Below are 11,248 nucleotides of genomic sequence, written 5' to 3' on the forward strand. Positions count from 1 at the left end.
GCCGCCGCCGCTCACCGCTCACTCACGGATCTCTGACAGCGCCCTCGCGAGCAGTGCGAGACCCTCCTGCCGGGACAGCGCGGACCCCGCCCCGTAGGCCTGGCGGAACGCCCGCGCTCCCAGGTGCCGGCGGGCGTCCCGGACGGCGAGCACCGTGTCCTGGTCCGTGGCCCGCACTCCGCGGAGCGCGGTGCTCGCGCCGAGGACGGTGGCCGCCGTGACCGGGCTGTCGGCCACGAGAACGCCGGCCAGGCCGTCGGCCGTGTCGGCGATGGTCGCCAGGTCCCAGCCGACGAGAACGACGTCCAGCGCACGTCCGTGCCGTTCGCGCGCCCCGCCCTGGTCCCCCTCGGCCTGGCTGACCCGGCCGAGGGCCGTGAGCGTCCTGACCCGGATCTCCTCGCCGAGCCAGGTCCCCCCGCAGCCGCGGAGCGCCGACTCCAGAGCCCGTCGCGCACTCGCGTGGTCCCCGCGCAGCCGGGCGGTCTCACCGGCGTGATGCTGCGCCGCAGCGACCAGTTCCGGCGCGTCCGCGGCGCGTGCCAGCCGTCCGGCTGCCGCGCTGTCGGTCTCGGCACCGGCCAGGTCGCCGACGCTGCGGCGTTCGGCGGCCCGACGGCCGAGGAGATAAGCCTCGTTGGTGGTGGAGCCGAGCTGGACCGCCAGGGCGAGAGCCTCGTCGACGAACGCCACGGCACGCTCGTGGCGACCGTTCCACCCGGCGATCCGGGCCAGTTCGGGCAGGACCTGGATGGCGCCGAGACGGTCGCCCGACGCCCGGAAGCCGTCGAGCGCCACGGTGAACCAGCGCTCCGCGCGGTCGGGCCGGCCGCGTCCCTGGTGGAGCATGCCCAGCAGCTGGTGCATGGCGGCCCGCAGTGCCGGGTCCCCGTCCGGGGCGTTCGGCTCGGCCCGGCCCGTGTGGGGGAACGGGGGCAGTTCGGCGTCGTGGTCGCCGGTGGCGAGCGCGACGACCGGCCGGATCAGGGCGACCAGCGGATGGGCGCCGTCCGGGTCCAGGCCGTCTCCCAGGGCGACGGCGGCCCGCAGGTGCGAGTGCAGATCCGGCGTCGGACGCATGGAGAGCACGGTGCCGGCCACGCAGATGACGTACTGCGCCGCGAGATCGGGGGGCGGAGTGGTACCGGCGGACACCAGGACGTCCCGCATCCGCTCGGCGCCCTCACCGGCCGGGCCGCGCAGCCACCAGTAGGACCACAGTGCTGCGGCGAGCCGCAGGGCCCGGGCGGGGTCCGCGCGAGTGGACCAGTGCAGGGCGGCGACGATGTCGTCGTGGACCGCGGTCAGGCGGGAGAGCCAGTCGAGCTGGGCCGCGTCGCGCAGATGGGGCGCGGCTGCCTCGGCGAACTCGGTGACGTGCGCGGCGTGCGCGCGGCGGATCCACTCCGTCTCCCCGGCCTCGGCCAGCCGTCGTGCGCAGTAGGCCCGCACGGTCTCCAGCATTCTGTAGCGCGGCTCGGCCTCGCCCGTCGCGGTGACGAACGACTTGTCGCTCAGGGAGCTGAGCAGGTCGAGGGTGCTGCCGGAGAACGGTCCGCAGACGCGCTCGGCCGCGGCCTGCGTCGCGCCGGCGGGAAAGACCGAGAGGCGGCGGGCCAGGATGCGCTCCTCCTCGTCGAGAAGGTCCCAGCTCCAGTCGACGACCGCGCTGAGGGTGCGGTGCCGCGGCGGCGCCGTGCGGCTGCCGCGGGACAGCAGCGCGAAGCGGTCGTCGAGCCGTGCGGCGAGTTCGCCCAGGGGAAGTGAGCGCAGTCTCGCCGCCGCGAGTTCGATGGCGAGCGGAAGCCCGTCGAGTGCGCGGCAGATCTTCAGCACCGGCCGGACGGTGTCCGCGTCGAGGGCGAAGCCGGAGCGCACGGCCCGGGCGCGATCGGAGAACAGCCGCACCGCCGCATAGCGCAGCGCGCGCTCCGGGTCGGTGCCGCGGTCGTCCGGCGGCACCTCCAGGGGCGTCACGGCGAGAAGCGTCTCACCGGTGATGCCGAGTGCCTCGCGACTGGTGACCAGCACGGTGAGGCCGGGACAGCCGTCGAGCAGCTCCTGGGCGAGGCGGCTGACGTCCTCGACGACGTGTTCGCAGTTGTCGAGCACGAGGAGGGAGCGGCGGTCGGCGAGGGCCGAGACCAGCCGTTCGGTCACGGGCGACCCGGCGCGCCTGCGGCCGGCCGGCGCCACCGGCAGCACGGGCGCGTCGTGGATGCCGAGGGCGTCGAGGACCGCCCGCGGGACGTCGGTCGCAGGGGCCTGGCCGGCCAGTTCGACGAGGTACACGTCCTCGTCGCGGCGGGTGGCCGTCTCGATCGCGAGACGGGTTTTCCCCGATCCGCCCGGGCCCGTGAGCGTGACCAGGCGGACCTCGTCGAGGAGGTCGCCGAGGCGCCGTACCGGTTCGTCGCGGCCGACGAAGCTCGTGAGCGGCGCGGGCAGCCGGTGCCGCCGGGCAGGACCCGGTGCGGTGGGCGCGGTGGGCGCGGTGGGCGCGGGGGGCCGCCGGGCCCCGGCCGACGGTGCGCCGGGGGCGGCCGGTACCGGGTCCGGCCGGCTGCGCGGTGGCGGGGTTCCGTGGGCGCGGGGCGCCACCGGGGGCGGGGTGTCCGCGGGCTCGTCGCGCAGGACCGCAAGGTGCACGGCCCGCAGTTCGGCCCCCGGTTCCGTGCCGAGTTCGGCTGCCAGGACCCGGCGGGTCTCCTCGTAGAGGGCGAGGGCCTCGGCGGTCCGCCCGGAGGCGTGGAGCGCGCGCATGAGCTGGCCACGCGGACGTTCCCGCAGCGGGCCCGCGCAGATGCGCTCGCGCAGTTCCGCGACCAGGCCGTGGCAGCGGCCCGCCAGCAGTTCGGCGTCCGCCCTGTCCTCGAGCGCGGTGAAGCGCAGTTCCTCCAGGCGTGCGGCCTGGGCGGCGAGGAACGGCGTGTCGGTGACCCCGGAGAGCGCCGCCCCGTGCCAGAGCGAGAGCGCCTCGTCGAGTGCCTCGGTGGCACGGGCGGACTCTCCCGAGTCCAGCGCCCGTCGTCCGGCGGCGGCCAGCTGTTCGAAGCGATGGGCGTCGACGGACTCGGGTTCCACGGCGAGCCGGTATCCGGACTGGTGGAACTCCAGCTCCGCGTCGCCGTCCAGCGCGTGGCGGAGCCGCCACACCTGCGACTGGAGGGCCCGGGTCGCGTGGCGCGGTGGGCGGTCGCCGTACAGGCCGTCGATCAGGCGCTCCGTGCGGACGACCTGGCCGGCGCCGAGGAGGAGCAGCGCCAGCAGGCCGCGCACCCTCGGGCCGCCCACCGGCACCGCCGCTCCGTCGGCCCTCCTCATCTCCACGGGGCCCAGTACGTCGAAACGCATGAGGCGGTTATCCGAAGACGTCAGCCGACTGCCGGCGTCTGTTTTCCCGAACCATTGCGAATGGCTTCAAGAGGCCCTCCGGAGAAGATGGTCCCGAGAATCTCGGGAAGGGTGGGAATTTCGAGGAGGAAAGGCTCCTCGGGCATGTCGATGTCGGGCCGGACGGTATCGTCACGGCCCTGTTCAGGTCGCGTCAAAGCAGCGTTCCCCCGTTTCATCCCCGTGTCCCGCGTCCAGTCGCTCGAGACATAAGCACTGGTCACGCGAGAATCAGCCGGACGGAACGATCCGGCTCGTTCCAAGTTAGACGCTTGACAACGCACCGTCAAGCGAATGGGCGGAAACGTTCCCCGTGGAGAGCGGCATTCCGCTCCGGCGCGGCCCGAATGAATATCGGATCCGCCACGGAAAAACTTTCACGGGAAATCATTGCCGTCGACTTGATGGTCTGATTAGCATCTGCCGGGCGTCGCCATCGTCCCGTTCCCGTCGACCGGAGGAGATCCCATGCAGCGGCTGTGGGAAGTGGAAGAAAGCATTCACATCAAAGCCGCGGCGGACACGCTCTACGACTCCGTTGCGGACGTCAGGGCGATGGGCAGATGGAGCCCGGAGTGCCGGAGGGTCTGGCTGCCCCGGCCGCCGGCCCGCCGGGGCAGCGGCTTCGTCGGCTTCAACCGCAAGGGGCCGTGGGTGTGGTTCACCTGGTGCCGTGTCGTGCGTGCCGAGCGGCCCCACGCCTTCACCTTCCGGGTCAGCACCTTCGGACTGCCGGTCGCCGAGTGGGGCTACCGCTTCACCCCCACCGACGACGGCACCCGGGTCACCGAGCACTGGACCGACCTGCGCACCGGACGCGGGGCCCGGCTCACCGAACTGCTCGGGCTGGTGTTCACGGGCACCCGTCCGCGCCTGCGCGCCGCACGCAACCGGGCCGGCATGCGCACCACACTCCACCGACTGAAGCAGGCCGCCGAAGGCTGAAGCCGCCGGCGGCCCCCATCCGGGAGACGACCCGACCACCATGGAACCGACCACCACCACACCGGCGTCCGGTGTCACCGCGTCCTTCGAGCCGCTCCGGCGCGCGGTGCGCGAAGCCGGTCTGCTGGCACCACGACCCGCCTACTACGTACAGAAGTTCGTCACGAACACCGCACTGCTCGCCGGCGCCTGGACCGTGTTCTTCCTGCTCGGCGACTCGTGGTTCCAGCTGCTCACCGCCGTGCTGCTGGCCTTCGCCTACGGGCAGACCGGACTGCTCGGCCATGACCTGGGTCATTCCCAGGTGGTGCCCGGCCGCCTGGCGACGGAAGTGCTCGGACTCGTCCACGGCAACCTGCTCCTCGGCTTCAGCTACGGCTGGTGGATGAACCACCACGGGCGTCACCACAGCCATCCCAACCACCTCGAACTCGATCCGGACATCCTGCGCCGGGTGGTCGCCTTCTCCCCGGAGCAGGCGCGGAAGAGCCGCGGCACACGGGCGTTCGTCATCCGCCACCAGGCGGGGCTGTTCTTCCCGCTGCTCACCCTGGAGGCGTTCGGCCTCCGCATCGCCAGCGCCGTTGCCATACGCCGCGGAGCCGTCCGCAGGCCCGGGACGGAAGCCCTGCTGATGGCAGTCCATCTCGCCGCGTACAACGCCGCCCTGTTCCTCACCCTCCCCTTCGGCCTGGCGCTGGCCTTCTTCGCCGTTCACCAGGGGCTGTTCGGCGTCTACCTGGGCTGCGTCTTCGCCCCCAACCACAAGGGCATGCCGGTGCGGGACAGCGGCGAGGAGCCCGGCTGGCTCGCCCGCCAGGTGCTCACCTCGCGCAACATCCGCAGCTCCCGACCGCACGACTTCTTCTACGGCGGCCTCAACTACCAGATCGAGCACCACCTGTTCCCGACCATGCCGCGCCCGAACCTGAGGCGCTGCCGGCCGCTCACCATGGCCTACTGCGCCGAAGTGGGCCTGCCGTACCACGAGGTCTCCGCGACCCGTTCCTACGCAGAGGTCCTGCGCCACCTCCGGCTGATCGGTGGCAGCGCCGTCCCGGACCTCGGCCGTCCGTCCCCCGCAGCACCGTGACGGGCACGCACGCGTCCGCACCACCACGACCGGCCCGAACCGCCGACCGCAACCGACCGCCGAGGAGTCTCATGTCCCGCCGTCTGTTCACGTCCGAGTCCGTCACCGAGGGGCACCCCGACAAGATCGCCGACCAGATCAGCGACACGATCCTCGACGCCCTGCTGCGCGGAGACCCCACGTCCCGCGTGGCCGTCGAGACCATGATCACCACCGGTCTCGTCCATGTGGCCGGGGAGGTCACCACCACCGCGTACGCGCCGATCGCCCAGCTGGTCCGCGACAAGGTCCTGGAGATCGGCTACGACTCGTCCGCCAAGGGCTTCGACGGCTCCTCGTGCGGCATCGAGGTCTCCATCGGAGCGCAGTCGCCCGACATCGCCCAGGGCGTCGACACCGCCTACGAACAGCGGGTCGAGGGTGCCTCGGGCGGGGTCGCCGACGAACTCGACCGGCAGGGCGCCGGCGACCAGGGGCTGATGTTCGGCTACGCCTGCGACGAGACGCCCACGCTGATGCCGCTGCCCCTGGAGCTCGCGCACCGGCTCGCGCGCCGGCTCACCGAGGTCCGCAAGGACGGCACGATCCCCTATCTGCGTCCGGACGGGAAGACCCAGGTCACCATCGAGTACCTGGGAAGCCGCCCGCAGCGCCTGGACACCCTGGTCGTCTCCACGCAGCACGCCGCGGACATCGACCTCGACACCCTGCTGACCCCGGACGTCCGGGAGTTCGTCGTGGAGCCGGTCCTCGCCGCCCTCCACGAGGACGGCATCAAGCTGGACACCGAGGGCTACCGGCTGCTGGTCAACCCGACCGGGCGTTTCGAGATCGGCGGCCCGATGGGCGACGCCGGCCTCACCGGTCGCAAGATCATCATCGACACCTACGGCGGTATGGCCCGCCACGGCGGCGGCGCGTTCTCCGGCAAGGACCCGTCCAAGGTGGACCGCTCGGCCGCCTACGCGATGCGCTGGGTCGCCAAGAACGTCGTCGCGGCCGGTCTCGCCTCCCGCTGCGAGGTGCAGGTCGCGTACGCGATCGGCAAGGCCGAGCCCGTCGGGCTGTTCGTCGAGACCTTCGGCACCGCCCGCCATCCGCAGACGGCCATCGAGCGGGCCATCTCCGAGGTCTTCGACCTGCGCCCGGCCGCGATCATCCGCGACCTCGACCTGCTCCGCCCGATCTACGCCCAGACCGCGGCGTACGGTCACTTCGGCCGCGAACTGCCCGACTTCACCTGGGAGCGCACCGACCGCGTCGAGGCCCTGAAGGCGGCCGTCGCATCGAAGGGCGGCGACGCGCGGTGAGCGCGCTCGGCGACCTCATCAGCGCCGACGAACCCACCTTCTCCTTCGAGTTCTTCCCCCCGAGGACCGAGGCCGGGCAGCGGTCGCTGCTCCGCGCGATCCGCCGCATCGAGGCCCTGACGCCGTCGTTCGTGTCCGTCACCTATGGCGCAGGCGGCTCCTCGCGCGACCGCACCGTCGAGGTGACGAAGCGCATCGCCGCGGAGACCACCCTGCGCCCGGTGGCGCATCTGACCGCCGTCGGCCACTCGGTGGCGGAACTGCGGCACATCATCGGCCAGTACGCGGACGCCGGCATCCGGGACGTGCTGGTGCTGCGGGGGGACCCGCCCGGCAGCCCGCGCGGACCGTGGACGCCGCACCCGCAGGGCTTCGACTACGCCCATCAACTGGTCTCCCTGGTCCGGGGACTGGGGGACTTCAGCGTCGGTGTCGCGGCCTTTCCCGAGTGCCACCCGCGCTCTCCCGACCGCGACAGCGACATCCGCCACTTCGTCGCCAAGTGCCGGGCCGGGGCCGACTACGCCATCACCCAGATGTTCTTCCACGTGGAGGACTACCTGCGGTTCCGCGACCGGGTCGAGGCCGCCGGCTGCGAAACCCCGATCATTCCGGAGATCATGCCGGCCACGGACGTGCGCCAGATCCGACGGTTCTCCGAGCTGAGCGACGCCGCGTTCCCGGAGGACCTCGCGCACCGGCTGGAGGCCGCCCGCCAGGACCCCGGCACCGCCCACCGCATCGGCGTCGAGTACGCCACCGGCATGGCGCTGCGGCTCCTCGCGGAAGGCGCTCCGGGGCTGCACTACATCACCCTCAACCGCTCCGACGCCGCAGCCGACATCCACCGCAACGTCATGAGTTCAAGGAGTTCCGATGTCCTCTCAGGACACCGCTGACACCGTTCTTCCCGAGGAGGGGCCGGACGGGGGCGCCGACCTGCGCATCGCCGTCACCGGCTCCATCGCCACGGACCAACTCACCACCTTTCCCGGACTGTTCGCGGACCAGTTGATCGCCGATCAACTGGACAAGGTGTCGCTCTCGTTCCTCGTGGACGACTTGGAGGTCCGCCGCGGAGGGGTGGCGGCGAACATCGCCTACGGCATGGGCTGCCTCGGCCTCCGCCCGATCCTGGTCGGGGCGGTCGGAGCCGACTTCGCCGAGTACCGCGTGTGGCTGAAGGAGCACGGGGTCGACACCGAGTCCGTCCACGTCTCCGCCGAGCGCCAGACGGCTCGCTTCATGTGCATGACGGACCAGGCGCAGAACCAGATCGCCTCCTTCTACACGGGTGCCATGGAAGAGGCGGCCGGTATCGACCTGCACCCCGTCGCCGAGCGGTCGGGCGGAATCGATCTCGTGCTGGTCTCGCCGAACGATCCCCGGGCCATGCTCCGGCACACCGCCCAGTGCCGCGAGCTGGGCCTCCCGTTCGCCGCCGACCCCTCGCAGCAGCTGCCGCGACTGAGCCGCGACGACGTACGCGACCTGGTCGACGGCGCCCGGTGGCTGTTCACCAACGAGTACGAGGCGTCTCTCCTGCTGGAACTCACGGGATGGCGGCACCAGGACGTCCTCGCCCGCGTGGGCCTCTGGGTCGTCACCCGTGCGGAAGCGGGTGTCACGCTCCACCGCGACGGCGACGCCCCCGTCACCGTCCCTGCCGTACAGGCCGGCCCGATCGCGGACCCGACCGGCGTGGGCGACGCCTTCCGGGCGGGTTTCCTCGCTGCCGCCGGCCGCGGTCTGGAGCCGGTCGGGGCCGCCCGGTTCGGGTGCGCGATGGCCGTGCTCGCCCTGGAGAGCGTCGGTCCGCAGGAGTACACCGTCGCGCGAAGCGCACTCCTGCCCCGGATCGAGTCCGCGTACGGGCCGGTCACCGCGCAGGCGGTGGATGCGAGTGGGCTGCTCGGCCCCGGGAAGCGTCGCCCGGCTGAGTCTTCATGATCTGAAGTCAATGCTCTGGCGAAATCCGACTCCTGCTGGTCTTTGATGGCACACACTGGGTGCTGACATTCAACTAATGAAGTCGGAGATCCCATGCGACAGTTGGTCGGTTCAATAATCGGCGGCGCAGTGTTCATGACGCTCTCCGCGGCCGGAGCAGGGCACGCGGCGCCGGCGACCGAAGGAGGCGAGCCCGCGCCCGAGTGCGTCCGGTACGCGGCGAGCTGGCGCTACACCCACGTCACCAACGACTGCGGCACCGCGCACCGGGTGACGGTGGAGTACACGGACGGAGCCGAAGTGCCCTGCCGCGAGGCGCAGCCGGGGGCGACGGTCACCTTCCCCGGGTACGGCACCGGCGGCAACGGCGTTCTGCGCGTGCTGCTCTGCCCGCCGCAGCCCGTCTGAGCCCGTCCCCGACTGCCCACCGGCCGGCCGGCGCCGTTCACGCCGGCCGGCACCGGGCCCGCCTGCCCTTAGGGTCGCCCCATGGACACACGATTCCGCGAGGGCGAGGTCATCGTCCGCCGGGAGATGCTGGACGGCCGCGAATGGCTGGTCTACCCCGTGCGGGTGGCCGGTGACGACGAGCACGCGCTCGCCGTGTACCTGGCCCAGGGGACGCCGCTGACCTTCGGCCGCGGCGACTTCCGCTGGGGCCCGCACACCTGGCTCGAGTTCGCGCACGTGTGGCAGTCGAGCGGGGTGCTCCAGCTCCAGCGCCCCGGCGAGGGCTACGCGGTGTGGGGCCGCTGGGAGAGCGGCGAACTGTGCGAGTGGTACGTCAACTTCCAGGCCCCGTACGCCCGTACGGAGCGCGGGTTCGACACGCTCGACCACGAACTGGACCTCGTCATCCCCGGCGACGGCTCCCCGTACCGCTGGAAGGACGTCGAGCACTTCGAGGAACGGGTGCGCACGGGCGGCTTCACGAGCCGGGAGGCCGCCGCCGTGCGGACGGCCGCTGCCCGGGTCGTCGATCTCGTCGAGCGCGGCGAATGCTGGTGGGAGCGGTGGCGGGAGTGGACCCCGCCCGCCGGGTGGGACGTTCCCGGACCCGTCGCCCTGACGGACGGCGGCACTCCGGCCGCTCGCTGAGGACCCCTATGCCTTGGTTCCGCCGGGGCGCGAAGCGCCCCTCCTCGACGTCGCGGCCCGCACCAGCACGTGCAGGGCCCACTCCAGCGGTCCCCGCCCCGGCGCCCTGCCGCGGAAGACGCGCGCCCACAGTGCGCAGGCCGCCAGGGAGACCAGGCAGAACGCGCCCAGCGCCACCCAGCCGTGCTGGGGCCGCAACTCGGCACGGGCCAGGACGTGGACGGCGTACACCGAGAGCCCCATCGTGCCGACGGTGGCCAGGGGCCGCAGCAGCGGCCGGAGGGGCCCGCTGCGGGCGGCCGCGACGGCGAGGCCCAGGAGCAGCACACCCGCGCCGGTGTTGGCGACGGTCTCGAAAGGCGTCTGGCTGTACGGTCCGTCGACCAGCAGCCAGGCCCAGGAGGTGCTCGGTATCGCGCCCGCCTGGGCGGCGAGAACCGCCTGCACCGGATCGGGGGCGCTCAGCGCGAACGGATGGCTGTCGGCGACGGCCCGCAGCAGCGCCTCGCGCCCGCCGCCCGGCCCCAGCGCCAGCGCCGACAGCCCGTGCCCGGCCAGCGCGGCCAGGGCTCCCCAGCCGATGAGCCGGACCGCCGTCCCCGGCCTGCGCAGATCCACCACGCGGCCCAGCGCCATGCCCATCGCCACATACGGGAAGTAGGTGAGCCACGGGTACGCGCCGGACAGCAGCAGGGTGTCCAGCGCGTCGCGGAACCCCGGCAAGCTCGTGACCGCCTCGAACCCCGGATAGCGGCCGCGGCCGGACACGCGGTGGCCGAAGTACGGCCCCAGCACGTACGACAGCACGGGCCCGAGCACCGGCGACACAGCCGCCCCCACGAGCAGATTGCGCGTCCGCAGCCGGGCGAGCGGCTCGGCGGCCAGGAAGTACACCGCGAAGAAGGCCAGGATGACCGCGATCCCGGACCTGAGTTCCGCGAGAGCCAGGCCCAGCGCCGCGAGGGCGGCGCAGCGGACCAGCGTGCCGCGCCGGGCGCCCCTCGCCGCGGGACGCGGGCGGGTTCCGCCCCGGGACAGCGACAGCGACAGCCCCGCGATCAGGGTGAAGACCGCAGGCGCGCGCCCGTCGAAGGCGACCAGCAGATGGCCCGCCCCCTCGGGTCTCGCCGGCGGGCCGATGTGCGCCGCGAACATCGCGAAGACCGCGACGGCGCGGGCGGCGTCCACGCTCGTCAGCCGGTCTCCCGTTCGCCCCGGGCCCGCTGCTCCCCCCGGCCCGCCCGTTCTCCGGGCCCGCCCCGTTCCCCCGGGGTCTCGTGCCGCTCCCGTTTGCCCGGCTCCCGTGCCGTGGGCACCGCTGCACCGGCTGTACGTACCACCTGATCCGCCCCCGCGTCCCCGGTCGTGCCGCCGAACCGGTCGTACGGCCACGGTTCTGCCGTACGGCCCGGATCGGCCCTGCTGGTCGACCCCATTTGTATCGGTACGCGACGGGAGG

10 protein-coding genes are annotated in these 11,248 nt (G+C 72.8%); 7 read left to right on the top strand and 3 right to left on the bottom strand.

Annotation, left to right across the window (positions count from 1 at the left end; all coding sequences use genetic code 11):
* Positions 1 to 18 precede the first annotated feature (18 nt).
* Entirely contained in the window at positions 19 to 3,354 is a 3,336-nt protein-coding gene (locus BLT82_RS00890; protein WP_093651814.1) for an AfsR/SARP family transcriptional regulator, read from the bottom strand.
* A gap of 20 nt (positions 3,355 to 3,374) precedes the next feature.
* Positions 3,375 to 3,617, bottom strand: coding sequence for a hypothetical protein (locus BLT82_RS36745; protein ID WP_143041462.1), 243 nt, complete (start codon positions 3,615 to 3,617; stop codon positions 3,375 to 3,377).
* A 244-nt stretch (positions 3,618 to 3,861) separates the two neighbouring features.
* Here BLT82_RS36745 and BLT82_RS00895 point away from each other — a divergent pair, with 244 nt between their 5' ends.
* The 7 genes from BLT82_RS00895 to BLT82_RS00925 all read left to right on the top strand — a co-directional run bounded on the left by BLT82_RS00895 (position 3,862) and on the right by BLT82_RS00925 (position 9,789).
* A complete protein-coding gene (locus BLT82_RS00895; protein ID WP_093651815.1) occupies positions 3,862 to 4,338 on the top strand; it encodes an SRPBCC family protein in 477 nt (158 codons plus the stop codon).
* Between the two features lie 40 nt (positions 4,339 to 4,378).
* The gene (locus BLT82_RS00900; RefSeq protein WP_093651816.1) at positions 4,379 to 5,431 is read left to right on the top strand and encodes a fatty acid desaturase family protein; all 1,053 of its coding nucleotides are present in this window, start codon (positions 4,379 to 4,381) and stop codon (positions 5,429 to 5,431) included.
* A 71-nt stretch (positions 5,432 to 5,502) separates the two neighbouring features.
* Positions 5,503 to 6,741, top strand: coding sequence for a methionine adenosyltransferase (metK, locus tag BLT82_RS00905; RefSeq protein ID WP_093651817.1), 1,239 nt, complete (start codon positions 5,503 to 5,505; stop codon positions 6,739 to 6,741).
* The gene (metF, locus tag BLT82_RS00910) at positions 6,738 to 7,640 is read left to right on the top strand and encodes a methylenetetrahydrofolate reductase [NAD(P)H] (protein ID WP_093651818.1); all 903 of its coding nucleotides are present in this window, start codon (positions 6,738 to 6,740) and stop codon (positions 7,638 to 7,640) included. The genes metK and metF overlap by 4 nt, the downstream gene beginning before the upstream one ends.
* 40 nt (positions 7,641 to 7,680) lie before the next feature.
* Entirely contained in the window at positions 7,681 to 8,691 is a 1,011-nt protein-coding gene (locus BLT82_RS00915) for a carbohydrate kinase family protein (RefSeq protein ID WP_093652203.1), read from the top strand.
* Positions 8,692 to 8,784: 93 nt separating this feature from the next.
* On the top strand, positions 8,785 to 9,099 hold the full coding sequence (locus tag BLT82_RS00920) for an alpha-amylase (RefSeq protein ID WP_093651819.1): 315 nt from the start codon (positions 8,785 to 8,787) through the stop codon (positions 9,097 to 9,099).
* Positions 9,100 to 9,180: 81 nt separating this feature from the next.
* Entirely contained in the window at positions 9,181 to 9,789 is a 609-nt protein-coding gene (locus BLT82_RS00925; protein WP_093651820.1) for a ribonuclease FAU-1 family protein, read from the top strand.
* Positions 9,790 to 9,795: 6 nt separating this feature from the next.
* On the opposite strand, the gene BLT82_RS37005 is transcribed toward BLT82_RS00925, so the two are convergent.
* On the bottom strand, positions 9,796 to 10,977 hold the full coding sequence (locus tag BLT82_RS37005; RefSeq protein ID WP_093651821.1) for a DUF418 domain-containing protein: 1,182 nt from the start codon (positions 10,975 to 10,977) through the stop codon (positions 9,796 to 9,798).
* Positions 10,978 to 11,248: the final 271 nt, after the last annotated feature.

The sequence above is a fragment of the Streptomyces wuyuanensis genome, from assembly GCF_900103455.1.
In the GTDB taxonomy this organism is placed as follows: domain Bacteria; phylum Actinomycetota; class Actinomycetes; order Streptomycetales; family Streptomycetaceae; genus Streptomyces; species Streptomyces wuyuanensis.